This is a genomic window from Ruegeria lacuscaerulensis (genome assembly GCF_013033355.1).
Classification (GTDB): Bacteria; Pseudomonadota; Alphaproteobacteria; order Rhodobacterales; family Rhodobacteraceae; genus Ruegeria; species Ruegeria lacuscaerulensis_A.
Window position 1 is genome coordinate 276,714 of record NZ_WQDY01000002.1, and the last position, 23,242, is coordinate 299,955.

The 23,242-nt window shown below is 58.6% G+C and carries 26 protein-coding genes; 16 read left to right on the forward strand and 10 right to left on the reverse strand.

Annotated elements, in window-relative coordinates; genetic code table 11:
- Positions 1-29 precede the first annotated feature (29 nt).
- From sucD to lpdA, 9 genes are all read left to right on the forward strand, one after another.
- Positions 30-911, forward strand: a complete 882-nt coding sequence (gene sucD / locus GOW48_RS04770) for a succinate--CoA ligase subunit alpha (RefSeq protein ID WP_170353524.1) — start codon at positions 30-32, stop codon at positions 909-911.
- A gap of 1 nt (position 912) precedes the next feature.
- A complete protein-coding gene (locus GOW48_RS04775) occupies positions 913-1,338 on the forward strand; it encodes a hypothetical protein (protein WP_170751801.1) in 426 nt (141 codons plus the stop codon).
- 24 nt (positions 1,339-1,362) lie between these two features.
- Positions 1,363-1,905: a DUF805 domain-containing protein gene (locus GOW48_RS04780; RefSeq protein WP_170751803.1), complete on the forward strand. Its 543-nt coding sequence runs from the start codon at positions 1,363-1,365 to the stop codon at positions 1,903-1,905.
- The gene (locus tag GOW48_RS04785) at positions 1,902-4,859 is read left to right on the forward strand and encodes a 2-oxoglutarate dehydrogenase E1 component (protein ID WP_170751805.1); all 2,958 of its coding nucleotides are present in this window, start codon (positions 1,902-1,904) and stop codon (positions 4,857-4,859) included. Before GOW48_RS04780 ends, GOW48_RS04785 begins: the two co-directional genes overlap by 4 nt.
- Before the next feature lie 2 nt (positions 4,860-4,861).
- Entirely contained in the window at positions 4,862-6,370 is a 1,509-nt protein-coding gene (gene odhB, locus GOW48_RS04790) for a 2-oxoglutarate dehydrogenase complex dihydrolipoyllysine-residue succinyltransferase (RefSeq protein ID WP_170751807.1), read from the forward strand.
- 2 nt (positions 6,371-6,372) lie between these two features.
- Positions 6,373-6,642 (forward strand): hypothetical protein, encoded by a 270-nt coding sequence (locus GOW48_RS04795; protein WP_170751809.1) that lies wholly within the window; start codon positions 6,373-6,375, stop codon positions 6,640-6,642.
- A 129-nt stretch (positions 6,643-6,771) separates the two neighbouring features.
- A complete protein-coding gene (locus GOW48_RS04800) occupies positions 6,772-7,164 on the forward strand; it encodes an MAPEG family protein (protein ID WP_170751811.1) in 393 nt (130 codons plus the stop codon).
- A gap of 87 nt (positions 7,165-7,251) precedes the next feature.
- A complete protein-coding gene (locus tag GOW48_RS04805; protein WP_170353531.1) occupies positions 7,252-7,641 on the forward strand; it encodes an MAPEG family protein in 390 nt (129 codons plus the stop codon).
- A 79-nt stretch (positions 7,642-7,720) separates the two neighbouring features.
- Complete coding sequence (gene lpdA, locus GOW48_RS04810) at positions 7,721-9,109, forward strand: dihydrolipoyl dehydrogenase (RefSeq protein ID WP_170751813.1); 1,389 nt, start codon at positions 7,721-7,723, stop codon at positions 9,107-9,109.
- A gap of 18 nt (positions 9,110-9,127) precedes the next feature.
- Here lpdA and GOW48_RS04815 read toward each other — a convergent pair whose 3' ends face one another.
- Positions 9,128-9,694, reverse strand: coding sequence for a TetR/AcrR family transcriptional regulator (locus GOW48_RS04815; RefSeq protein ID WP_170751815.1), 567 nt, complete (start codon positions 9,692-9,694; stop codon positions 9,128-9,130).
- A 102-nt stretch (positions 9,695-9,796) separates the two neighbouring features.
- Between GOW48_RS04815 and GOW48_RS04820 the strand changes: the two genes are divergently transcribed.
- Positions 9,797-10,390, forward strand: coding sequence for an NAD(P)H-dependent oxidoreductase (locus tag GOW48_RS04820; RefSeq protein WP_170353534.1), 594 nt, complete (start codon positions 9,797-9,799; stop codon positions 10,388-10,390).
- A gap of 8 nt (positions 10,391-10,398) precedes the next feature.
- Here GOW48_RS04820 and GOW48_RS04825 read toward each other — a convergent pair whose 3' ends face one another.
- The 4 genes from GOW48_RS04825 to GOW48_RS04840 are packed head-to-tail and all read right to left on the reverse strand — an operon-like array spanning position 10,399 to position 13,304.
- Positions 10,399-11,004 carry a pyridoxamine 5'-phosphate oxidase family protein gene (locus GOW48_RS04825; RefSeq protein WP_170751817.1) on the reverse strand — a complete coding sequence of 202 codons (606 nt, stop codon included), beginning with the start codon at positions 11,002-11,004 and terminating at the stop codon, positions 10,399-10,401.
- Positions 10,991-11,731, reverse strand: a complete 741-nt coding sequence (locus GOW48_RS04830; RefSeq protein ID WP_170751819.1) for a lysophospholipid acyltransferase family protein — start codon at positions 11,729-11,731, stop codon at positions 10,991-10,993. The genes GOW48_RS04825 and GOW48_RS04830 overlap by 14 nt, the downstream gene beginning before the upstream one ends.
- Positions 11,731-12,630 (reverse strand): cell division protein FtsX, encoded by a 900-nt coding sequence (locus GOW48_RS04835; protein WP_170751820.1) that lies wholly within the window; start codon positions 12,628-12,630, stop codon positions 11,731-11,733. The genes GOW48_RS04830 and GOW48_RS04835 overlap by 1 nt, the downstream gene beginning before the upstream one ends.
- On the reverse strand, positions 12,627-13,304 hold the full coding sequence (locus GOW48_RS04840) for a cell division ATP-binding protein FtsE (RefSeq protein WP_170724088.1): 678 nt from the start codon (positions 13,302-13,304) through the stop codon (positions 12,627-12,629). The genes GOW48_RS04835 and GOW48_RS04840 overlap by 4 nt, the downstream gene beginning before the upstream one ends.
- 183 nt (positions 13,305-13,487) lie before the next feature.
- Here GOW48_RS04840 and GOW48_RS04845 point away from each other — a divergent pair, with 183 nt between their 5' ends.
- Positions 13,488-14,234 carry a zinc-ribbon domain-containing protein gene (locus GOW48_RS04845; protein ID WP_170751822.1) on the forward strand — a complete coding sequence of 249 codons (747 nt, stop codon included), beginning with the start codon at positions 13,488-13,490 and terminating at the stop codon, positions 14,232-14,234.
- A gap of 8 nt (positions 14,235-14,242) precedes the next feature.
- On the opposite strand, the gene GOW48_RS04850 is transcribed toward GOW48_RS04845, so the two are convergent.
- The 5 genes from GOW48_RS04850 to argH all read right to left on the reverse strand — a co-directional run bounded on the left by GOW48_RS04850 (position 14,243) and on the right by argH (position 19,922).
- On the reverse strand, positions 14,243-16,783 hold the full coding sequence (locus GOW48_RS04850) for a TIGR02302 family protein (RefSeq protein ID WP_170751824.1): 2,541 nt from the start codon (positions 16,781-16,783) through the stop codon (positions 14,243-14,245).
- 40 nt (positions 16,784-16,823) lie between these two features.
- Positions 16,824-18,089, reverse strand: a complete 1,266-nt coding sequence (gene lysA / locus GOW48_RS04855; protein ID WP_170751826.1) for a diaminopimelate decarboxylase — start codon at positions 18,087-18,089, stop codon at positions 16,824-16,826.
- Positions 18,090-18,154: 65 nt separating this feature from the next.
- Entirely contained in the window at positions 18,155-18,304 is a 150-nt protein-coding gene (locus tag GOW48_RS04860; protein ID WP_170751828.1) for a hypothetical protein, read from the reverse strand.
- A 47-nt stretch (positions 18,305-18,351) separates the two neighbouring features.
- Positions 18,352-18,534 (reverse strand): argininosuccinate lyase, encoded by a 183-nt coding sequence (locus tag GOW48_RS04865; RefSeq protein ID WP_170353542.1) that lies wholly within the window; start codon positions 18,532-18,534, stop codon positions 18,352-18,354.
- Entirely contained in the window at positions 18,534-19,922 is a 1,389-nt protein-coding gene (argH, locus tag GOW48_RS04870; protein WP_170751831.1) for an argininosuccinate lyase, read from the reverse strand. The genes GOW48_RS04865 and argH overlap by 1 nt, the downstream gene beginning before the upstream one ends.
- Before the next feature lie 21 nt (positions 19,923-19,943).
- On the opposite strand from argH, the gene GOW48_RS04875 reads away from it, so the two are divergent.
- The 5 genes from GOW48_RS04875 (at position 19,944) to GOW48_RS04895 (ending at position 23,194) form a co-directional block, all read left to right on the forward strand.
- Positions 19,944-20,510, forward strand: coding sequence for a TlpA disulfide reductase family protein (locus GOW48_RS04875; RefSeq protein WP_170751833.1), 567 nt, complete (start codon positions 19,944-19,946; stop codon positions 20,508-20,510).
- Positions 20,511-20,642: 132 nt separating this feature from the next.
- Positions 20,643-21,029 (forward strand): hypothetical protein, encoded by a 387-nt coding sequence (locus GOW48_RS04880; RefSeq protein WP_170751835.1) that lies wholly within the window; start codon positions 20,643-20,645, stop codon positions 21,027-21,029.
- Complete coding sequence (locus tag GOW48_RS04885; protein WP_170751837.1) at positions 21,026-21,997, forward strand: sterol desaturase family protein; 972 nt, start codon at positions 21,026-21,028, stop codon at positions 21,995-21,997. The genes GOW48_RS04880 and GOW48_RS04885 overlap by 4 nt, the downstream gene beginning before the upstream one ends.
- Before the next feature lie 90 nt (positions 21,998-22,087).
- The gene (locus GOW48_RS04890) at positions 22,088-22,276 is read left to right on the forward strand and encodes a hypothetical protein (protein ID WP_170751840.1); all 189 of its coding nucleotides are present in this window, start codon (positions 22,088-22,090) and stop codon (positions 22,274-22,276) included.
- Positions 22,277-22,360: 84 nt separating this feature from the next.
- Positions 22,361-23,194, forward strand: coding sequence for an EAL domain-containing protein (locus GOW48_RS04895; RefSeq protein ID WP_170751842.1), 834 nt, complete (start codon positions 22,361-22,363; stop codon positions 23,192-23,194).
- The last annotated feature ends 48 nt before the right edge of the window (positions 23,195-23,242 follow it).

Consider the following 23,242-nt stretch of genomic DNA (forward strand, 5'->3'; position numbering starts at 1 on the left):
GAGGCCCGCCCTACAAAGGAGAACGCCAGATGGCAGTCCTCATCGACGAAAATACCAAAGTGATCTGTCAGGGCTTTACCGGCTCGCAGGGCACATTCCACTCTGAACAGGCCATTGCTTATGGCACCAAGATGGTCGGCGGCGTGACCCCCGGCAAAGGCGGGATGACCCATCTTGACCTGCCCGTGTTCAACTCGGTCCACGAGGCCAAGCATGTGACCGAAGCCAATGCCTCGGTGATCTATGTGCCACCGCCCTTCGCAGCTGACTCGATCCTCGAAGCGATTGACGCCGAGATGGAAGTGATCGTCTGCATCACCGAAGGCATCCCGGTTCTGGACATGATGAAGGTAAAGCGCGCGCTGGAAGGCTCCAAATCGCGCCTGATCGGCCCGAACTGCCCCGGTGTCATCACGCCGGATGCCTGCAAGATCGGCATCATGCCCGGCCACATCCACAAGCGCGGCTCGGTCGGCGTTGTGTCTCGTTCCGGTACCCTCACTTATGAGGCTGTCAAACAGACCACTGACGTGGGTCTGGGCCAGTCAACCTGCGTCGGCATCGGCGGCGACCCGATCAAAGGCACCGAACATATCGACGTGCTGGAGTGGTTCCTGGCCGATGACGAGACCCACTCGATCATCATGATCGGTGAGATCGGTGGCTCGGCCGAGGAAGAGGCCGCTCAGTTCCTGGCGGATGAAGCCAAGAAGGGCCGCAAAAAGCCGGTTGCCGGTTTCATCGCTGGGCGCACAGCCCCTCCGGGCCGCCGCATGGGCCACGCGGGCGCGATCGTCGCTGGCGGCAAAGGCGGTGCCGAGGACAAGATCGAAGCCATGCGCTCGGCCGGTATCGTCGTGGCAGAAAGCCCGGCAACGCTGGGTGAGGCCGTGCTGGAAGCGATTGGGTAAAATGGAACAGGCGCTGATCTCAGAACTGAGGGCAGCGCCCGCCCAAGGGGTGGGCAAGAAGCACCCGCCCTTTGGGGCGGGTTGGGCGATGCCCGGCGGTGCCCACCGTGCGGGTCTCTTAATTTTGCTCTCCTTTCTAGGAACATCTGTTGCATCCCAAAACTCTGGTATTGTTCCAATGGATCAATTCGTTGTTCGAGCTATTCCAGGCCTCGATGGTGCCGAAACAGATTTACTAGAGAACGACAAGATCGCTTTCACCTATCTGAACATTCGAGTTGACGACGCCGAAATGCGTGCAGCGGCCGAATTATGGTGTTCACAGTTTGACGGAAAAGCGCGTTTGGTTTCAGACGTGCAAGTGGGACGTTACTACTGGTTGCTCGAACGTCGTCAAACTACGTTTGATTGCACCGGTGTAAACTAAAGAGGAGGAAGAGTTTAAATCGCCATGACCTTCTCCGATGCCATCCGCACCTGTTTCTCCAAGTTCTTCACGTTCTCTGGTCGCGCCTCGCGGCCTGAATACTGGTTCTTTTTCCTGTTCATCGTGATCTGGAGCCTCATCGCAGGTTTCATCGACCTTCAGTTTTTCACGCAAGTCGCCACGACCGAGACCGAAACGACGAAATCCGTCGCTGCCACATCGAGTCAACCGGTGCAGAGCATTGTCAGCCTAATCGTCTTCTTCCCGCATCTCGCGGTCGCATGGCGGCGAATGCATGATACCGGACGCAGCGGGCTTTATGCTCTGTTTCCGCTGCTCCTGATGGCCGGGGCCGTTGCGGTGCTGGTGTTCGGTATCGGCATGGCGTCCAGCTTCCAGCATGGCGGCAACCTGGATGTCCTGTTCACCCGCGCGACTTTACTGATTGTTATACCCACCCTTCTAATCCTGATGATCTCGCCGCTTCTGGTGCTGTGGTGGCTGACCCGCCCCAGCCAGCCAGGCACCAACAAATACGGTCCCAACCCATATGAGGTAACCCAATGACCGAGCACTCGCCCAACTCCGCCTTTCATGCCTCAAGCTTCATGCAGGGGCACAACGCCGAATACCTGGAGCAGCTTTACGCTCAATACACGCGCGACCCGAACGCGGTTGATGCGGCCTGGGCCGAGTTCTTTCGCGCCATGGGCGATGCCTCGCCGGATGTGCAGCGCGAGGCCGAGGGGCCATCCTGGGCGCGCACCGACTGGCCGCCGATGCCGGCGGATGACCTGACCGGGGCGCTCACGGGCGAGTGGGCCGAGATTGACGCCAAGGCGGCGGGCAACAAGATCAAAGATAAGGCGGCGGCCAAGGGCGTTGAGGTCAGCGAAGACCAGATCAAGCGCGCGGTGCTGGACAGCCTGCGGGCCTTGATGCTGATCCGGGCCTATCGGATTCGGGGCCATCTGGCCGCCGATCTCGACCCGCTGGGGATGCGCGCCGCAACAAACCACCCCGAGCTGGATCCAAAGACCTATGGCTTTACCGAGGCCGACATGGACCGGCCTATTTTTATCGACAACGTGCTGGGCCTGCAGATGGCCTCTATGCGGCAGATCGTTGATATCGTGAAACGCACATATTGCGGCACCTTTGCGCTGCAATACATGCATATCTCGGATCCAGAACAGGCTGCTTGGCTGAAGGAACGGATCGAAGGTTATGGCAAGGAAATCGCGTTCACCAAGGAAGGACGCAAGGCGATCCTGAACAAGATGGTCGAGGCCGAGGGCTTCGAGAAATTCCTGCACGTCAAATACATGGGCACCAAGCGGTTCGGCCTGGACGGCGGTGAGGCTCTGATCCCCGCGATGGAACAGATCATCAAGCGCGGCGGCGCGCTGGGTGTGCGTGACATTGTTATCGGGATGCCGCACCGAGGCCGTCTTAACATTCTGGCCAACGTGATGCGCAAACCCTATCGCGCGATCTTCAACGAATTCCAGGGTGGCAGCTTCAAGCCCGAGGATGTGGATGGCTCAGGCGATGTAAAATACCACCTCGGCGCCTCGAGCGACCGCGAGTTTGATGGCAACAGCGTTCACCTGTCGCTGACGGCCAACCCCTCGCACCTTGAGGCGGTGAACCCCGTCGTTCTGGGCAAGGTCCGCGCTAAGCAGGACCAGTTGAAAGACAGCGAGCGTACCGCTGTGATGGGCATCCTGCTGCATGGCGACGCGGCCTTTGCTGGTCAGGGTGTCGTGGCCGAAGGGTTTGGCCTGTCGGGTCTGCGCGGTCACAAAACCGGCGGCACCATGCATATCGTAGTGAACAACCAGATCGGGTTCACCACTGCGCCGCATTTCAGCCGCTCCAGCCCCTACCCCACCGATATCGCGCTGATGGTTGAGGCACCGATCTTCCACGTGAACGGTGACGACCCTGAGGCCGTGGTTCATGCCGCCAAGGTTGCGACCGAGTTCCGCCAGAAGTTCCACAAGGATGTGGTCATCGACATCTTCTGCTACCGCCGGTTTGGTCACAACGAGGGCGACGAGCCCATGTTCACCAACCCGATCATGTACAAGAAGATCAAGACACATAAGACGACCCTGTCGCTGTATACCGAGCGTCTGGTCAAAGACGGCCTGATCCCCGAAGGCGAGATCGAGGATATGAAAGCCGCCTTCCAGGCGCAGCTGAATGACGAGTTCGAAGCCGGGAAAGACTATAAGCCCAACAAGGCCGACTGGTTGGATGGGCGCTGGTCACATCTGGACAAGAATAAAGACGAATATGTCAGGGGCGATACCGCGATCACGCCAGAAACTATGGCCGAGGTCGGCACAGCCCTGACCCATGTTCCTGCGGATATTGCTTTGCACAAAACAGTGGGCCGTCTTTTGGACCACAAAAAGCAGATGTTCGACAATGGCAAAGGCTTTGACTGGGCTACAGGTGAGGCGCTGGCCTTCGGCTCGCTTTTGACCGAAGGCTATCCGGTGCGTCTGTCTGGCCAAGACGCGACACGCGGGACGTTCAGCCAACGCCATTCTGGCTTTGTCCATCAGGAAACAGAAGAGCGGTACTATCCGCTGAACAACATCCGGGCCGGTCAATCACAGTACGAGGTGATCGACTCGATGCTGTCGGAATACGCGGTGCTTGGGTTCGAATATGGCTATTCGCTGGCAGAACCCAACGCGCTGACCCTGTGGGAAGCGCAGTTTGGCGACTTTGCCAACGGCGCGCAGATCATGTTCGACCAGTTCATCAGCTCGGGCGAAAGCAAATGGCTGCGCATGTCTGGTCTGGTCACGCTGCTGCCGCACGGGTTCGAAGGGCAAGGCCCCGAACACTCGTCAGCGCGTCTGGAACGGTTCCTGCAGATGTGTGGTCAGGACAACTGGATCGTGGCGAACTGTACGACGCCTGCGAACTATTTCCACATCTTGCGCCGTCAGCTGCACCGGACCTTCCGCAAACCGCTGATCCTGGTGACGCCGAAATCGCTGTTGCGGCACAAGCTGGCCGTCAGCACGGCTGCGGATTTCACCACCGGCTCCAGCTTCCATCGGGTGCTGTGGGATGACGCGCAGCATGGCAATTCTGACACCAAGCTGGTCAAGGATGACAAGATCAAGCGAGTCGTTCTGTGTTCGGGCAAGGTCTACTATGACTTGCTGGAAGAACGGGACGCGCGCGGCATCGACGACGTCTATCTAATGCGGATCGAGCAATATTATCCTTTCCCGGCGCACTCGCTGATCAACGAGCTTGAGCGTTTCAAGGGCGCCGAGATCGTCTGGTGTCAGGAAGAGCCCAAGAACCAGGGTGCCTGGTCCTTTATCGAACCCAACATCGAATGGGTTTTGACCCGGATTAAAGCAAAACATACACGGCCCCGCTATGTCGGCCGCGCTACTTCGGCCTCGCCCGCGACGGGTCTGGCCAGCCAACACAAAGCCCAACAAGAAGCGCTGGTGAACGAAGCGCTGAGCATTGAAGGAAAATAATGATGTCCATTGAAGTTCGTGTTCCCACGCTGGGCGAGTCGGTCACCGAGGCCACAGTTGCAACCTGGTTCAAGAAACCGGGTGACGCAGTGGCCGTGGATGAAATGCTGTGCGAGTTGGAGACTGACAAAGTCACAGTCGAAGTTCCTGCCCCCGCAGCGGGCGTGATGGGTGAGATCGTCGCGGCCGAGGGTGAAACCGTTGGCGTTGATGCCTTGTTGGCCACTATCACCGCAGGCGAAGGCGCAGCCGCTGCTCCGGCACCGGCGGCGGCGGCCCCGCCAGCTGAGGCTCCGGCCGCATCGGGTGGCAGCGTTGACGTAATGGTCCCCACTCTGGGCGAATCCGTGACCGAGGCGACCGTGTCCACATGGTTCAAACAGGTCGGCGACGCCGTCGCGCAGGATGAAATGCTGTGTGAGCTGGAAACCGACAAAGTTTCGGTCGAAGTTCCGGCCCCCGCCGCAGGTGTTCTTGCGGAAATCACCGCGCCGGAGGGCACGACCGTTGACGCATCGGCGAAACTGGCCGTGATCTCGGGCGCAGGTGCTGTTGCGGTTCCGGCGGCTGCTCCGGCAGCGGCGGCCCCTGCAGCTGCGGCCACGGGCAAGGACGTGTCCAACGCACCTTCGGCTGAGAAAGCGATGGCACAAGCCGGTCTGTCGGCTGATCAGGTCACCGGCACCGGCCGCGACGGCCGCATCATGAAAGAGGACGTGGCCCGCGCCGTGGCAACCGCTGCGGCCCCTGCGCCCGCCGCGGCTCCGGCTCCGGCCCCTGCGCCGCGCGCGCCAGTGGCCGCTGATGACGCCGCGCGCGAGGAACGGGTCAAGATGACCCGCCTGCGCCAGACCATCGCCAAGCGCCTGAAAGACAGCCAGAACACCGCCGCAATGCTGACCACTTATAATGAGGTGGACATGACCGAGGTGATGGCCCTGCGCAACCAGTACAAAGACCAGTTCGAGAAGAAGCACGGTGTGCGTCTGGGCTTTATGTCCTTCTTCACCAAGGCTTGCTGCCACGCGCTGAAAGAAGTGCCCGAGGTGAATGCCGAGATCGACGGCACCGACATCGTTTACAAGAACTTCGTCCATATGGGCGTGGCCGCCGGTACCCCGACCGGTCTGGTGGTTCCGGTCATCCGCGATGCTGACAGCATGTCCTTCGCGGCGATCGAAAAAGCCATTGCCGAAAAGGGCAAACGTGCTCGTGACGGCAAGTTGTCGATGGCGGAAATGCAGGGCGGCACCTTCACCATCTCGAACGGTGGTGTTTACGGCTCACTGATGTCCTCGCCGATCCTGAACCCCCCGCAATCGGGTATTCTGGGCATGCATAAGATCCAGGATCGCCCGATGGCGATCAATGGTCAGGTTGTGATCCGTCCGATGATGTATCTGGCGCTGTCCTATGACCACCGGATCGTCGACGGCAAAGGCGCTGTGACCTTCCTAGTGCGCGTGAAAGAAGCGCTGGAAGATCCGCGCCGCCTGCTGATGGATCTTTAATCATGGCAACACATGTTCTGTGGCAGGCCGATGTAGCCGATTTCGATGCCTGGCTGACCGTGTTCCGCGAAGATCAGCCTATGCGCAAGGCGGCAGGCATCTACGACCTGCACGTTTGGCGCGACCCCGATCAGCGCGACCACGCCATCGCGATGTTTGAGGTGCGCGATCTGGACAAGGCCCGTGCTTTTCTGGATTCGCAGGAATTGGCGATGCACCACGAACGCGGCGGCGTTGCCCATATCCAGGTGAAACTGCTGCAGCCTGTCTGACTCTGAAACAGCCCGTGTGCGGGACGATCTCGCACACGGGCACGCACATACCTGTGAACCCAGCCTGCCTTCACCCCCGGCGGATGGTAATCGCAAGACCGGACTGAGATTTACAAAAGGATAAACATCATGTCTTCCGAGCTTTCGATACTTGCCCTCTATGGCCTTGTGGTCATCGTTGTGGTGCTGCTGAATGTCCTGACTGCAATGTCTCAGGTCGGGCTGATGACGCTGGGTGGCGCGCGCGATGACATGCCGCCTTTGACCGGAGTTGCCGGACGAGTGGAACGCGCACTAGCAAATTCCGTCGTGGCCATGGCCCTGTTCGCCCCTGCAGTTTTGGTCCTGTCTGCCAAAGACGCCTTTACCGGTGGTACGTTGTTTGCAGCACAGATCTTTCTGCTCGCGCGGATCGCCTTTGTGCCGATCTACGCCTTTGCCATCCCCGTTCCGTTCCTGCGCACCACTGTCTGGCTGGCAGGGTTCCTGGCAACGGCTTACCTTTACCTTCAAGCGCTTTGAGGCGCGACTCGCCGCGCCCTACACAATGGCGCGGCTCTGACACAGTTTGCCGCGATCAGGCTCTGCAACGAATACCGGATGGTAGACATGACCCCCGAAACCACAGTTCTTACCCTGGCCGCCCTGCTTTGGGCCGTTCAGTTCATCGCATATCTGGCCGTCGGCCACGGCAAGATTGACCTGAACAAAGCCATAGGCCCCCGCGACACAGAGGTTGATCGCCCCGGAGCGTCGGGCCGGATGCACCGCGCGCTCAGCAACATGACCGAGGGGCTGACCCTGTTCGCCATTGCCGCCCTTGTCATTACCGTGACAGGACAATCGACCTCATTCACCGCCACTGCCGCCTGGATTTTTCTGATCGCGCGCGTTCTTTATGTTCCGGCCTATGCGCTGGGCTGGACGCCGTGGCGCACAATCATCTGGATGGCCGGCTTTTTAGCAACTGTCGCAATGCTGCTTGCGGCGCTGTTTTAACCGTGTTTCTCAGGTTAGAATAAAACGCCTAGGGATCAGGGCGCACGCCCACACCATAGAACAACAAAGGACCATTTGAATGGCAAACTATGACGTCATCGTAATCGGAGCCGGCCCCGGCGGCTATGTCTGTGCCATCCGCTGCGCCCAGCTGGGCCTGAAAACTGCCGTTGTCGAAGGGCGTGACACGCTGGGCGGCACCTGCCTGAACGTGGGCTGCATCCCGTCCAAGGCGCTGCTGCACGCGAGCCATCAGCTGCACGAGGCCGAGCATAACTTTGCCAAGATGGGTCTCAAGGGCAAAAGCCCCTCGGTCGACTGGAAGCAGATGCAGTCCTACAAGGATGAAGTGATCGACGGCAACACCAAGGGCATCGAGTTCCTGTTCAAGAAGAACAAGATCGACTGGCTGAAAGGCTGGGGTTCGATCCCCGCTGCCGGGCAGGTCAAAGTGGGGAACGAGGTTCACACCGCCAAGAACATCATCATCGCATCCGGGTCCGAGCCGTCCTCGCTGCCCGGAGTTGAGGTGGATGAAAAGGTCGTCGTGACCTCGACCGGCGCGCTGTCGCTGGGCAAGATCCCGAAAAAGATGGTCGTGATCGGCGCGGGCGTAATCGGGCTGGAACTGGGCTCGGTCTATCAGCGTCTGGGGGCCGAGGTGACGGTGATCGAATTCCTCGACGTGATTACGCCGGGCATGGACCCCGAGGTTCAAAAGACCTTCCAGCGCATCCTCAAGAAGCAGGGCCTGAAATTTGTCATGGGCGCCGCCGTGCAAAAGACCGAGGCCACCAAGACGAAGGCCAAGGTCACCTACAAGCTGCGCAAAGATGACAGCGAGCATGTGATTGAGGCTGACACCGTGCTGGTCGCCACCGGGCGCAAGCCATTCTCGGACGGTCTGGGACTGGAGGTTTTGGGCGTCGAGATGACCCAGCGCGGTCAGATCAAAGTGGGGGCCGACTGGCAGACCAACGTGCCCGGCATCTATGCCATCGGCGATGTGACCGAGGGCCCGATGCTGGCCCACAAGGCCGAGGATGAGGGCATGGCCGCAGCCGAACAGGTCGCGGGCAAGCATGGCCATGTGAATTATGGAGTCATTCCGGGCGTCATCTACACTTGGCCCGAGGTCGCCAATGTCGGTGAGACCGAGGAAACCCTGAAAGCTGCAGGTCGCGCCTATAAGGTCGGCAAGTTCATGTTCATGGGCAATGGACGTGCCAAGGCAAACTTCGCCGCTGATGGGTTCGTCAAGATTCTGGCCGACAAAGAGACCGACCGCATTCTTGGCGCCCACATCATCGGCCCCGCAGCGGGTGATCTGATCCACGAGGTCTGCGTTGCAATGGAATTCGGGGCCTCAGCCGAGGATCTGGCCCTGACCTGCCACGCGCACCCGACCTATTCCGAGGCGGTACGCGAAGCGGCGCTGGCCTGCGGCGACGGTCCGATCCACAGTTAAGTTATGTGACCCCGGCGACTACTTTGCCGGGGTCAACCACGCTATCAAATATCCCTCTAGTCGGTCTGTAAACGTGCTGGCCGAGTGTAGCGCGCAGAATTTCAGCGACATCGCTTGCAAGGCAAAGGCCTGAACCCCTTCGGCCTGTAGGTCCGCCGAAATATCCTGACGCAATTGGGCGGTTTTCAACCAATCGGAAACCAGACGGAAATACCTTTCGAAACACTGCGCAATCGGGCCTATTTCAGCGATCGCCGCCGCCCCTGAATAACGCAGTATCAGATCGAACACATAGCGTTCGGACATCATAAAACTGTGTATCGGCTCCAACGCTACTACAATTTGGTGCACGTTTTGCGGGGACGATCCAGCTTCGACAGAATCAAAACACGCGCTTAGCTTTTCGCCAATCAGGATTTCCATCAAGGCGTCCTTGTCCTTGAAATGCGCAAAGAACGTGCCCTTTGCCACGCCGGCAGTCTGCACCACGTCCTCAACGCGCAGAGCTTCAAACCCGCCGCTCTCAACAACTTCTGCCGCAGCAGCCAACAGGCGCGCACGAGTTTTCAAAGTACGTTTTTGCATAAGGTTCTTTCGCACAGTTTTTGACCGTGGTCAAATTTTTTATTGACCGTGGTCATTTTTGATTCTAAATAAATGACCGTGGTCACTTTTAGGAGAAATCAAATGAAACTCAAAAAGATCCTCATCCTTGATGGGCACCCGGCTGAAAACAGCCTGTCCCGGACTTTCGCACAGACCTACGCAGACGCTGCACGCGCCAAAGGACATGAAATACGGATGGTTCATCTGAGCGAACTGCAGTTCGATCACGACTTTGGCCAGGGCAATTACCAGAATTTCAAACCGTTGGAGCCGGTGTTGGAGCAGGTTTTGCAAGACGTCGAATGGAGTGATCATCTGGTTTTGACGACACCGATGTGGTGGGGTGGTCTTCCCGCCAAGCTGAAGGGATTGATAGACCGGATGTTCATCCCCGGCCGAACCTTTGACACCAGAAACACCACCCTGGCAGGCTTGCCCGCACCCTTACTTTCCGGCCGCACAGCGCGCGTGATCCTGACGTCAGACACACCTGGCTGGTTTATGCGGCTTGTCTACCGGCAGGCTCTGGTAAGGCAGATCAAAGGTCAGATTCTTGGATTTGTCGGCTTTAAACCGACCCGATTCACTTATTTCGCCGGGGCGAGCCAACCCAAAGAAGGCCTCGTGGAACAATGGATCTCACATATCGCTAAGATCGGAGCAGCCGCAATTTGATATTCTGCTTACCACATCGTTTGTGCGGCGCGTGCGCCCCACTCCCGGTCATAGCGCAAGCCACCCTCGTCTCCATCTGACGCTTCGGCCAGAAGTTCACCAACTGTGGGCAGATCGGCCGTCTCGTCCCCGTTGTTCCAGGTTCGAGCGCGCATCAAGGCGCGGGCGCATTGCGAATAGATTTCGGCGATCTGAACGACAATCACGGTGGTCGGTCGTTTACCCTGTTTTTCGAACCGAGCTACCAGATTCTCGTCAGCAGTCACTTTGGCGGTTCCGTTCACGCGCACGACGTTGTTGGAACCGGGCACCACGAACATCAGTGATACGCGAGGATCGCGGACTATGTTGCGTAGGCTATCGAGGCGATTATTTCCACGCCAGTCCGGCATGGCAATTGTGTGCGGATCCAATTCAAGAACCACCGGGCCGTCATCCCCGCGTGGACTGCCATCTACGCCTTCGGGGCCCACAGTGCTGAGAACGCATAGGCGTGAGGCCATTATCCACTTGCGATACAATGGCGTCATCCTGTGCACCACCTTGCGCAGCGAAGGTGCCGCCGGCGTACCATACAATCCCTTTAGGGTTTCGATATCCTCAACGAAATTCATCAGGATCAAACCCCACTTCTTTCATCAACGTGTTCGAGCGATCCTCTATCACATCTTCTAGGCGTTCCAAAAATGAACCCCGTTCAACACCCGGTTCGATCCGATCAAGAAAGTCGACAATCGCCAGGCCGGGTTTACGCATGATGCCCGAGCGTGGCCAGAACACGCCCGCATTTGTGGCGACAGGTACACAGGGAAAACCCAGCCCCTCGTACAGGACCGCAGTGCCCACCTTATAAGGTTTCTGCACCCCAGGCGCGACGCGCGTTCCCTGGGGATAGATGACCAGTTGACCGGGTTCGGAGAATTCTTTCGCGACGTCCTTGACCATCTTTGCCACCGCCGCACCTTTTTTACCGCGGTCCACCGGAATGCACCCCAAACGACGCGCGTAAACTCCGATAATCGGGGTCCACATAAGCTCTCGTTTCATGATGAACTTGGCCTGCGGCATCGCGTTGAAGATCATGATGATATCTAAGAAAGACTGGTGCTTCGCGCCTACGACAACCTCATCTACTGGCGCGGTTCCACGCACTTCGCATCGAATACCAACCATCCAACGCGCCAGCCACATAGTAGACCGCGCATAGGACTTGCACGCCTTCCGAGCCCCCTGCTTTGCAAAGATGGCGTAGGGCGCGAAGACGATACCAAGGATCAGCATCCAAACATAGATGACGATCATGAAAACCAAAGAGCGAAACCACTGAACCGCTGTTGCCATCAAGAAAGCTCCTTCAGTTTTCGGCTGGCGGCGCTCCATGTCGCCAGAAACGCGACAGTGGCCCCCAGTATCGGAATCAGGGTTGGCAGTAGCCAGCCGACCCCTTTGAAACCAAGCCCAGTCAAAAAACCACCTTCATCCGAAGCCTCGGGCAACAGCAGAACACCGGTCATACCAAGAAACATTCCAACCATCGCCCCAAAGAACGCACGATACGTGAACCGTCTGACAAACGCATTGGCGATAAACCGGTCCTGCGCCCCAACAAGACGCAGAACCTCGATGATCTGGGCATTTGCGGCAAGCGACGCATTGGCCGCCAGCGTGATCATCGCCGCTGTGGCGCCCCCGATCAGCAGGATCGAGACCCACCCCAGCCTGCGTAAGGACATCGCCGCATCGACCAGAGGCTCGCGCCATCGGGTATGATCATCCAACACCGCTCCGGGCACCTCGGCCCCCAGGCGCAGACGCAAACCTGCGGCATCCATACCGGGCTCGCCTTCGATCACTTCGATCAATTGCGGGACGGGCAGCGTGTCCAGTGGCAGATCAGAACCAAACCAAGGAGATAGCAGGGCGATTTGTTCCTCGGCCGTCAAAGCACGGGCTGACGCCACGCCAGGTGTTTGCGACAGAACGGCCAGCGCAGCCTTGGTTTGGGCCGCAAGCTGATCTGCGGGCGCGTTGATGCGCAGGGTCGCCGCCCCGGCCAGCTCGGTGGCCCAACGATCCGCCAACCGTCCCGAAGCTAGTGACAAAGCCAAGGCAAAAACGGCCAGGAACGCCATAGCGCCTGACACGAACACGGTCAGTTGCGCAGTATAGCCGGTGGGCGGGACAACACGATCAGCGCTGGTGTCCCGCTTCAACAGGTTGCGGATGGCACCGTTGCTCATAGATCCGCCCCCGCCAGTTGCACTTGTCGCTGAGAAATACGCAACACCCGTGCCTGAACCTGACTTTTGGCCGCCCGTATTAGGCTAAGGTCATGCGTAGCGATCAGCACCGTCTTACCCATCTTGTTCAACTCGACCAACAGGCGCAGCAGTCGTTGGGACATTTCCCAATCAACGTTGCCGGTGGGTTCATCTGCCAAAACGACGTCAGGAGACAGGATCACCGCACGCGCCAGTGCCGCGCGTTGGCGCTCACCCCCGGACAGTTCCGGCGGAAGCGCGTCCTTGCGGTCTCCCAAACCAACCCAGTTCAGCAGCTCCGAAAGGTCCTCTTGTTGCGCAGCTTCACCGCGCCCTGACACCATCAGCGGCAGCGCTACGTTTTCGGCAAGGGACATGTGATCCAGAAATCGGCAATCCTGATGCACTACACCAATCCGGCGGCGCAGCAGCGCCATCTGATCCCGGTCCAGCCCGGCAATGTCTTGTTCAAATGCGGACAACCGACCCGACGTCGGCAACAAAGCGCCATAGCAGAGTTTGAGCAGCGTCGTTTTCCCTGCCCCCGAGGGACCGGTCAAAAAGTGGAATGATCCGGACTGCAACCGTAAGGATACATCGCTCAGCAGGGCGCCACCACCATAAGTATAGCTGACATTTTCCAGCTCGATCACGAAAGCCCCCAGTTTGCTTACCGCTCTTCTTGCCCGAGCGTCGTTGTTGTTTCAATGCCTGCACCGGGTCGAATTGGTGACACTTAGTTGGCGAAACCGAAAACACCCTTTGCTGTCAGGTCTTAACGGAATATCATCCCTGAAAAAACTATTATCAGGCCAGTTCCCCGGCCCGGAGGCAGCATGCGTCTTACATGTCCGAATTGCAGTGCCCAGTACGAGGTTCCAGATGAGGTCATTCCCGCCGAGGGTCGGGATGTGCAGTGTTCGAACTGTGAAAAGACCTGGTTTCAAAGCAAACACCCCGTAGCCGATACGGCAGAGGTTGAGCCAAAGGTTGAGCCCGAGACCGTTCCGGTTGCTCCGCCGGTCGACGAACCGGCTCTGGCCCCTGCGCCACAAAAACCCGACGTGGCGGCTGAACAACCGGCCAAATCGGAAGACACGCAGAAATCTGTCCATGTCGATCCTGACGTTGCCAGTATTCTTAAGGAAGAGGCCGCACGCGAGGCTGATCTACGCGCAAAGGAAGCCGAAAACCTTGAGACCCAGCCCGATCTGGGCCTGGATCCTCCGCAAGCGCCCGATCCCGAGGAACGTATCAAGGAACTGACCCGCACCGAGGCAGCAAAGGATGCAGCCGAAGTCGAACCGCTACCGGATGTTGAGGCAATAAACTCGAGCCTGCGCAGCGATGAACCTGTAGCGAAGAAAAATGAGGTTCAGCCTCTGCCACGCAGCTCGGGCAGCGGCTTCAAGCGTGGCTTTGTGATCGCCATCGTCATCGGTGTTGTTTTGCTGTTGCTCTATGCCAACGCGCAGCAGATTTCCGAAGCCGTACCGCAAGCCGATCCGGTTCTGGGCAGCTATGTTTCGCTGGTCGACCAAGCCCGTTTGTGGCTCGAGGCACAGACGGGATCAGGAAGCTAATCCTGCAATCAGAACCGTTCGAGAAGCCGCTTGAGGTATTCCAATTCGATATCGGGGCGATCCGACTCACCCGTACGGCGGCGGATTTCGTCCAGCAACTCGCGCGCGCGGCGATAGACATCTTCGCCCTGCAACAGGCTGTCATCAGTCGAAATCGTGCCTGAAGAACCGGGGCTGCGACCAAGCGGGTCACGATTGTTGGCTTGCATGTCGCCTTCCTGCGAGCCCTGACCCGGTTGGTTCTGTTGGTTCTGAGCCAGCGCTTCACCAAGCGAACGCATTCCCTCGCGAAGAGCTTCCATAGCTTCGGACTGGTTGTCGATTGCGTCGGCCAATTCATCATTGCGCAACGCTTGCTCGGCCTCATCCATCGCGCGTCCAGCGCGTCCCAACGCATCCCGCGCGGCGTCACCCTCGGGCGTTCCTGCACCGGGCAGGTTTTGCTGTTGCCGTCCCAGCTCGTCTCTCAGAGCCTGCTGGCGATCGGCCAGCGACCCTTGGCCCTGCTGGCCCTCACCAGCCTGATCCGAACCTTGACCCTGACCCCCTTGGCCTTCGTGGCTTTCACCGCGGCCCTGACCACCATTGCGGCCCTCGTTGCCCTGGTTTTCACCGGCCTGCGCGCCGGGGTTGAACTGTTCCTGCAAATCCCGGAAAGCCTGGTCGCTGAGGCCCTGCTGCTCGCGCAGAGTCTCGGCCAGACCTTCCATGGCCTGTTGGCCTTCGGATTGCTGCCCCTGACCCTGGCCTTGGGTGACTCGCATATTTTCCATCATCTGCTGGAACTCTTCCAACGCTTGCTGCGCCTCGGCCATGCGGCCCTGTTCCATCAGCTCTTGAATGCGATCCATCATCCGTTGCAGATCGTCCTGCGTCATTTGCATGGTCTCGCCGTTCTGACCTTGCTGGTTTTCACCACCTTCGCCATTTTCCTGCGCCAGGCGCTGCAGCTGGCGCATATAGTCCTGCGTCGCCTCGCGCAGTTCTTGCATCAGCTCGGCAATTTCTTCGTCCGACGCGCCGTTCTGCATCGCTTCGGTCAGACGTTCCTGCGCGCGGCGCATACGCTCCAGCGCATCAGCCAGCGTCCCATCTTCGATCAGAACCGCCAATTCCCACAGCGATTGCGCGATCTCTTCCTGCTGTTTCGGCTTCAGATCATATTCGGTAAATGTTTCGAGCCTGCGCAAGGTCACCCGCAGGCGCAGATATGCGGTATCCGAACGAAAGAACCCCTCGGGAAGATGCGAAATGGCCCGCAACAGCTGGGCCACTCTGGGCGCGTTCTCACGCGACCACAACAGATCTCGCCGCTGCTCTATGATCGCCGCGGCCAACGGATCAAAGAACCGACGAGCTGGCAGAGCGGTCATGTAGGGTTCTGATTGCCCCTCTTGATTCGCAGCGTCACGCGCTGTCAGAGAGATTTTGACCGGAAGATGTGCCCATGGATGCTGTGAAAAATCCTCAATCAGGTCTTCGACAAAATCCGCACGATCACCGGTGATCGGCATGGGGAGCTCGACCTGAATGGATTCGCGCGACTCGGGGTCTGTTGTCAGGCCGTAACGACGATCAACCGAAGCCAGATCCAACTCAATCACGGCCGCACCGGACACGACGCCATAATCATCGCTGGCTGCGAAGGGCAGCTTCATCTGCCCCCCGGCCTCGGCCTCGGCACTGTCGGCAACGCTGATCAGCGGCGGGGAATCGGCAATGACGTTCAACGCCCAGTCCTTGCCCGCAGGGCCTTCGATCTTCAGTTCGCCCGACCGGTCCGCAACAAATTCCTGTTCGGGTTCGGTTGCAGCTTCGGTGCCAAGCGCAGTGGTCGTCTCGGTCAGGCTGTGCGCGCCGACTTCACCATAAAACCGCAGAGTGATGCGGCTGCCTTGTGGAACAGACAGTGTCGCATCGGATTGGTCCGCCAAATAAAGCGTCGGCAATCCGGTATAGCGCGGAGGTTCCACCCAGCCTTCCCACGTCGGACCCTGCCCAGCGACGGCCGCACCGGGCGCCATCTCGGCCACCGACCCAATTCGCCAGAACGACCCGAACAAGGCAGCGACAACCAAAGCCAGCAAAGCAGAATAGCGCAACGCATAGGGGTCGCGATCTGCCAGACGCAGGTTGGGTTTGACCGGATCAGCCTGCGCCGCCCGTTGCGCCATTCGCTGCTGATGCGCATGCCACAACGCCACCGAATCCGAATCCATTGCCCCAATGGCCTGATCGTCCATCAGCGCCTGAATGGGGCGACCAGGCAGAGTCTCGTCCAAACGCGCAAGCGCCTCGGCCCGAGTCGGCAGGTGGAATCGCTGCACCCCAAACGCCAAGGCCGCCATAAGGCCAAGCACGGCCAGAGAACCGATAATCCATACGGTCTCAACCGATACGAGATCTTGCAGGCCCAGCATCAAAGCGGCCAAAACGGCCATAATACCCGAGAAAAGAGGCCAAAATGCGCGCCAAACCCGTTCGGCCAGCATACCCGCATGCGTCAGCCACAGGGACGGTCTTGGGATCGGCAAGGTCTGTTTGGCCATAAAGGCGAGCCTCCGTCAGCAGGCCCGCGCGCCAATCGCGTCAAAGCCACTCGGGTATGGTATCGCGGTTTATGATTTCGTCAAAGCTTGGCCGTTCACGAATAACTGCAAATTGATCCCCATGCACCAGAACTTCGGGGATCAAAGGGCGCGTGTTGTATTCGCTGGACATCACCGCTCCGTAAGCTCCGGCACTGCGGAAAGCGACCAGATCACCAGCGGCCAGAGGCGGCATGTTGCGCTGTTTTGCGAATGTATCGCCCGTTTCACACACAGGGCCCACGATGTCATAGGGTTGCTGTTCTACTCCCGGCGCGGGTTCGTTCACGGCGACGATGTCGTGATGCGCCTCATACATCGCGGGACGGATCAGGTCGTTCATCGCACCATCAAGGATCAGGAAATCGCGGCCCTCGCCCGATTTCACATAGATCACCTTACTGACCATCAAACCCGCATTGCCCGCGATCAGACGGCCTGGTTCGATCTCAATCTCGCACCCAAGATGGCCCAGCGTTTTCTGGATAAGCGCGCCGTACTCCACCGGCAGCGGCGGCGCGTCATTGGCGCGAGTGTAGGGGATGCCCAGCCCGCCGCCCAAATCGAGACGGCGGATATTGTGGCCTTCGGCGCGCAGCTGTTCGGTCAGCTCGGCGACCTTGGTATAGGCCAGCTCGAACGGTGCCAGCTCGGTCAGTTGCGAGCCGATATGGACGTCGATGCCAATCACCTCCAGCCCCGGCAGGGTGGCGGCATGTGCGTAAACCTCGAACGCGCGCGCGATCGGGATGCCGAATTTGTTTTCCGACTTGCCGGTGGCGATCTTGGCGTGAGTCTTGGCGTCCACATCCGGGTTCACCCGCACGGTGATCGGTGCGATCACGCCCAATTCCATAGCGATGGCGTTGATCACTTCCATCTCGGGCTCAGATTCCACGTTGAACTGGCGAATGCCGCCGGTCAGCGCAATGCGAATCTCATCCGCTGTTTTACCAACACCCGAGAACACGATCTTGTCGCCCGGCACGCCTGCGGCTTTGGCCCGCAGATATTCCCCGCCCGAGACCACATCCATCCCCGCGCCCGCCTGCGCCAGCGTCTTCAGAATCGCCTGATTGCTGGCGGCCTTCATCGCATAGCAGACAAGGTGATCCATCCCGTCCAGCGCATCGTCAAACAGCTTGAAATGCCGCAGCAGAGTTGCTGTCGAATAGACATAGAACGGGGTTCCGACCGCGGCTGCGATCTCGGAAATCGGGACATCCTCGGCGAAAAGCGCGCCGTCGCGGTAGAGAAAGTGATCCATACCTGCGCGCTTAGACCAAAAGAGGTCTGCGGATCAATGGATTCCGTGCGACTTGCAACGTTGCCTTAGTTGGATGTCGACACACCCACCCGACCATAACCGGAAATCGAAATGCCCGAACCGCTGGGTTCGGGTTCTGGTTCTGGGCGTGGTGCATAATTCGGGTCACATGCCGCAAGCACGACAAGGGTCAGGATAAGGCCGGTCAGTTTCATTCTGCTCTCATTTGAAAAACGTTGTGCGTCAAGCAAGGCCGTCGCAGTTACAGCCCCAAAAAGACACCAAGGCCGCCTTTGCGCAGCCCAACGCCTACGCCACCATAAGTACCGCTGCTTCCGACACCGATATTCGCGCTCATTGTGGGTTGGATTGGCTCGCCATCCGCTCCGCAGGCCGCAAGGCCGAAACCGGTAGCAATCAAAACCAGAACTTGCACAATCCGCATTACAGCCGCGCCTTCCATCGCTTGATCTGGGTACGAACCTGATCGGGGGCCGTACCGCCGTAGGATTGTCGCGAGTTTACCGAATTTTCGACCGTAAGGACAGAATAGACATCATCGGTAATATCGCCGTGGACCGATTGCATGTCGTCCAACGTCAGATCAGGTAGATCGCAGCCCTTGGTTTCGGCCATGGCCACAAGCGACCCGGTGACATGGTGCGCGTCGCGAAATGGCAGGCCCAGAACGCGCACCAACCAGTCGGCCAGATCAGTTGCGGTCGAGAAGCCCGAGCCTGCTGCAGCCGCCAGACTGTCGCGATTGGCGGTCATGTCCTTAACCATCCCTTCCATCGCGGCCAATGCCAGCATCCAGTTGTCAGCGGCGTCAAAGACCTGTTCCTTGTCTTCCTGCATGTCCTTGGAATAGGCCAGTGGTAGGCCCTTCATCACCATCATCAGTGCGGTATTGGCCCCATAAATCCGCCCCACCTTGGCGCGGATCAGTTCCGCCGCGTCGGGGTTTTTCTTCTGCGGCATAATTGAAGAGCCGGTCGAGAACCGATCCGACAGCGTCACAAACCGGAACTGGGCCGACGACCAGATCACCAGCTCTTCTGCAAAGCGCGACAAGTGAACCGCGCAGATCGAGGCTGTCGACAGGAATTCCAGCGCAAAATCCCGGTCGCTGACTGCATCCAACGAGTTTGCGGCGGGACGGTCAAAGCCCAATGCCTCAGCCGTCATCCGGCGGTCGATCGGGAAAGATGTACCTGCCAACGCCGCCGCACCCAGTGGGGATTCGTTCATCCGGGCACGCGCGTCGCGGACGCGGGACAGATCGCGGCCAAACATCTCGACATAGGCCATCATGTGATGGCCCCATGTGACGGGCTGCGCCGTTTGCAAGTGCGTGAATCCGGGCATGACCCAATCGGCCCCAGCCTCGGCCTGTGTCAACAGCGCTCGGATCAGGGCCAGAAGGCCGGTTTCCGCAGCGTCGAACTGATCACGCACCCAAAGTTTGAAATCGGTCGCGACTTGGTCATTGCGACTGCGCCCGGTGTGCAGACGCCCCGCGGGTTCTCCGATGACTTCTTTCAGGCGCGCCTCGACATTCATGTGAATATCTTCCAGCGCGGTCGAAAACTGAAACGAACCGGACTGGATTTCTGACAAGACTGTGAGCAGCCCTTCCCGAATAGCCTGCGCATCACTATCACTTATGACGCCTGTGGCCGCTAACATGGCGGCATGGGCGCGCGAGCCTGCGATGTCCTGGGCTGCCATCCGCTGATCGAACCCGATCGAGGCATTGATTGCCTCCATGATCGCGTCTGGACCGGCGGCAAAGCGGCCGCCCCACATCTGGTTCGAGGATTGATCGGTCATGTAAGAAAACCCGGAGTTGATATGCGCCTATTTCGTCTGATCCCCCTTTATATGGCCCTTGCGTTAGGTGCAAATGCCGCTTTGGCCGCAGATGCCGAAACCCTGGCGCCGCTGCGCGACGGCACTCTAAAACGCCTGATCTTGCACAAGGAACCCAAGCCCAAGGCCCCCATTGAGTTCCAGTTAGAAGATGACGGCGGCACCGCAACGTTGGCTGATTACAAGGGCAAATACGTTCTGGTGAATTTCTGGGCCACGTGGTGCGCACCCTGCCGCAAGGAAATGCCACAGATTGCTGAGCTGCAGGAAGAGTTCGGCGGCGACAAGTTCGAGGTCGTGACGCTGGCCACCGGCCGCAATTCGCCCGCCGGGATCAAGAAGTTCTTCGAGGAAAACGGCATCGCCAACCTGCCCCGCCATCAGGACGCGGGCTCGGCTGTGGCGCGAGAATTTGGCGTGATTGCCTTGCCGATCACTGTGATCCTTGATCCCAACGGGGATGAAATAGCCCGCCTGATCGGCGATGCCGAATGGAACTCCGACAGTGCCAAAGCAATTGTTGGCGCATTGGTGGGCGGCGAAGGCTAATCGCAGTCGACTTTGAAAATGCGGTAACCGGTCCGTACCTCGCGGGCCGGTCTTTTTCTGCGAGAGGCTTACGCAACGCCACCTTTGACACTGCCGCAAGCGACTTGCACTCTGCCCTGCGGGAGGATGGCCATGCCGCTTGGAATATTGCTGGTTCTGGTGATCGGGGGGATCGCGGGGATCACCTTGATGATGCATCTTGCGGGCAAGTCTCGTATCACGCAGCTAACCCCGGACAGCGCAAAAGCCGCTTGGTTGCGACACGTACCCGGCGACGAGGTTGTTGATGTAACGATCACCAATGACGGCCATACGGCCTTGATCCGAACACCTGCGGGCAACGGCCTTGTCTGGTCGTTCGGCGCCGACACCGTGGCGCGTCACCTTCTGGATTTTGACAGGCTTGACCGCGCCGAAGGGTTTGAAATCCGGTTTCACGATTTCGCCACACCCAAAGTTCTTATCCGTCTTGACGATTTCGAGCGCCAGCACTGGCAAAACCTGATGGAGCCCGTATGACCGACCAAGTAACCTTCCCCGACGCCGTTCAGTGGGCCGTTCCATTCTTTATCGCCGCCATTCTGGCCGAGTTCCTTTGGATCGCCGCCAAAGGCAGAGGTGGCCGGTACGAGACGCGTGACGCGGTGACCTCGTTGATCATGGGTGCGGGGAATATCACCTCGGGCCTGTTATTGGGCTTTATCGCCTATGCGTTCTTCATGTGGCTGTGGCAGGTGACGCCCTTGAACCTGGGCACCTCGATTCCGGTCATCATTCTGTGTTTTGTACTGGACGATTTAAGGTACTATTGGGTTCATCGGTTCGGTCATCGCATCCGCTGGGTCTGGGCCAGCCACGTCAATCATCACAGCTCACAGCACTACAACCTGACGACTGCGCTGCGGCAAACTTGGACTTATACTTTCACCTTCATGATGGTGGTGCGCGCGCCTCTGATCCTGTTGGGGTTCCACCCGGCTATGGTGCTGTTCGTGGGCGGACTGAACCTGATCTATCAGTTCTGGATCCACACCGAAGCGATTGGCAAAATGCCGCGCTGGTTCGAGGCGGTGATGAACACACCCAGCCACCACCGCGCCCATCATGGCCGAAATGCGCGCTATCTGGATTGCAACTATGCTGGTGTCTTCATCATCTGGGACAAGATGTTTGGTACATTTGTACCCGAGCAAGAGGATGATCGCGTCGATTTCGGGCTGGTCCATAATATTGGTACGTTTAACCCGCTTCGCGTGGCCTTCCATGAATGGGTCGGGATCTGGCGCGACGCAACACAACCCGGCCTGAGCCTTCGTCAGCGAATGGCCTATTGCTTTGCCCCGCCCGGCTACAGTCATGACGGCAGCCGTGACAACTCGGATCAGATCAAAGCCAAGCACATCGCATTGCATCCCGAGGATCGTGGAACGCCCGGATTCGAGCGTTTCCAGCCCGAAGCGCCTAATTCTGAGGCAAAACAGGCTTGAACCCGCCGACCGACCTGGGGTCGTTCCTTGAAAACCGGTCACCGTCGCCCATATCACTTTGATATGTAGCTGTCCGACAGGAGACCCGAAATGACCCGTTTAGTGACCATATCCACAGTGTTGGGTTTGACGGGTCTTGTGATCGCCATGATGACCGCTTTGAGCGGCGCAGCGTCTCCGATCGTGGCACTCGGTTTTGCCATGATGGCCCTCGGCTTTGCCGGAGCGGTGATCGGGGCGGCCATTTCGGTCGGACGGATGTCGCCGATCGCGCGCTAACGTAGTCGAGCGGCATTAACCGCAAATTCACAAGTTTGTCCTGAAATCCACCCATGACCGATGACGGTAAAAGGTGGACCACGCATGACGGACAAGAAACTCGCGGATTTGCCAGAAGGGTCCGACAGCCCGTTAAATGCGGCCGTGATCTCTCGAGATGCGTCAACCGTTCAAATGGCAACCGACGCTGTGAAGCACAAACAATGTAAACTGGCTTTTCAACCCGTGATGCAGGCGAACCCTCCGCATGGTGTCGCGTTTTACGAGGGGTTCATTCGGGTTCTGGATGAAACCGGCCGGGTGATACCGGCGCGAGACTTTATGCCTCAACTGGAAAACACGCCAATTGGCCGCGAGTTGGACTGTATCGCGCTGGAAATGGGGCTGCGCGCATTGGCCCGGCATCCGGAGATACGCATGTCCGTCAACATGTCGGCACGATCAATTGGATACAGCAGATGGTCGCGCGTCCTCGAAAGATTCCTGAAGAAAGACACCAGTATCGGAGAGCGGCTGATCCTGGAAATCTCGGAAAACTCCGCCATGACAGTTCCAGAACTGGTCATGGACTTCATGGACCGGATGCAGCCGCGCGGCGTCGCCTTTGCACTGGACGACTTTGGCGCCAGCAATTTCAGCTTTCGGCATTTCCGCGAGTTTTTGTTTGATGCAGCCAAGATTGACGGCCAGTTCATACGTGGGATCAGCGCGAATCCGGACAATCAAGCCCTGGTTCGCGCGCTTATTGCCGTCGCGCGCGAGTTCGAAATTCTGGTTACAGCCGAATCGGTCGAAACCAAAGAAGATGCAGAATTTCTGGTCGCTAACGGCGTCGATTGCCTTCAAGGTTTCTTGTTCGGCGCCCCCACAGTGTCCGCCCCTTGGAAGACAAAAAACGAAATAAAAACAGCGGGGTGAGCTCCATTACCTAGCGGCACCCTACCTGAGACAAGCTGACCGTTGCTG

Coding starts and splice junctions, on each gene's coding strand:
- GOW48_RS04890 (WP_170751840.1), top strand. CDS start 22,088: ATGACCCGTTTAGTGACCATATCCACAGTGTTGGGTTTGACGGGTCTT.
- GOW48_RS04830 (WP_170751819.1), bottom strand. CDS start 11,731: ATGGCAACAGCGGTTCAGTGGTTTCGCTCTTTGGTTTTCATGATCGTC.
- GOW48_RS04785 (WP_170751805.1), top strand. CDS start 1,902: ATGACCGAGCACTCGCCCAACTCCGCCTTTCATGCCTCAAGCTTCATG.
- GOW48_RS04780 (WP_170751803.1), top strand. CDS start 1,363: ATGACCTTCTCCGATGCCATCCGCACCTGTTTCTCCAAGTTCTTCACG.
- GOW48_RS04800 (WP_170751811.1), top strand. CDS start 6,772: ATGTCTTCCGAGCTTTCGATACTTGCCCTCTATGGCCTTGTGGTCATC.
- lpdA (WP_170751813.1), top strand. CDS start 7,721: ATGGCAAACTATGACGTCATCGTAATCGGAGCCGGCCCCGGCGGCTAT.
- odhB (WP_170751807.1), top strand. CDS start 4,862: ATGTCCATTGAAGTTCGTGTTCCCACGCTGGGCGAGTCGGTCACCGAG.
- GOW48_RS04845 (WP_170751822.1), top strand. CDS start 13,488: ATGCGTCTTACATGTCCGAATTGCAGTGCCCAGTACGAGGTTCCAGAT.
- GOW48_RS04825 (WP_170751817.1), bottom strand. CDS start 11,004: ATGAATTTCGTTGAGGATATCGAAACCCTAAAGGGATTGTATGGTACG.
- GOW48_RS04820 (WP_170353534.1), top strand. CDS start 9,797: ATGAAACTCAAAAAGATCCTCATCCTTGATGGGCACCCGGCTGAAAAC.
- GOW48_RS04880 (WP_170751835.1), top strand. CDS start 20,643: ATGCCGCTTGGAATATTGCTGGTTCTGGTGATCGGGGGGATCGCGGGG.
- GOW48_RS04815 (WP_170751815.1), bottom strand. CDS start 9,694: ATGCAAAAACGTACTTTGAAAACTCGTGCGCGCCTGTTGGCTGCTGCG.
- GOW48_RS04805 (WP_170353531.1), top strand. CDS start 7,252: ATGACCCCCGAAACCACAGTTCTTACCCTGGCCGCCCTGCTTTGGGCC.
- GOW48_RS04795 (WP_170751809.1), top strand. CDS start 6,373: ATGGCAACACATGTTCTGTGGCAGGCCGATGTAGCCGATTTCGATGCC.
- GOW48_RS04875 (WP_170751833.1), top strand. CDS start 19,944: ATGCGCCTATTTCGTCTGATCCCCCTTTATATGGCCCTTGCGTTAGGT.
- sucD (WP_170353524.1), top strand. CDS start 30: ATGGCAGTCCTCATCGACGAAAATACCAAAGTGATCTGTCAGGGCTTT.
- GOW48_RS04885 (WP_170751837.1), top strand. CDS start 21,026: ATGACCGACCAAGTAACCTTCCCCGACGCCGTTCAGTGGGCCGTTCCA.
- GOW48_RS04865 (WP_170353542.1), bottom strand. CDS start 18,534: ATGCGGATTGTGCAAGTTCTGGTTTTGATTGCTACCGGTTTCGGCCTT.
- GOW48_RS04775 (WP_170751801.1), top strand. CDS start 913: ATGGAACAGGCGCTGATCTCAGAACTGAGGGCAGCGCCCGCCCAAGGG.
- argH (WP_170751831.1), bottom strand. CDS start 19,922: ATGACCGATCAATCCTCGAACCAGATGTGGGGCGGCCGCTTTGCCGCC.
- GOW48_RS04895 (WP_170751842.1), top strand. CDS start 22,361: ATGACGGACAAGAAACTCGCGGATTTGCCAGAAGGGTCCGACAGCCCG.
- lysA (WP_170751826.1), bottom strand. CDS start 18,089: ATGGATCACTTTCTCTACCGCGACGGCGCGCTTTTCGCCGAGGATGTC.
- GOW48_RS04835 (WP_170751820.1), bottom strand. CDS start 12,630: ATGAGCAACGGTGCCATCCGCAACCTGTTGAAGCGGGACACCAGCGCT.
- GOW48_RS04850 (WP_170751824.1), bottom strand. CDS start 16,783: ATGGCCAAACAGACCTTGCCGATCCCAAGACCGTCCCTGTGGCTGACG.
- GOW48_RS04860 (WP_170751828.1), bottom strand. CDS start 18,304: ATGAAACTGACCGGCCTTATCCTGACCCTTGTCGTGCTTGCGGCATGT.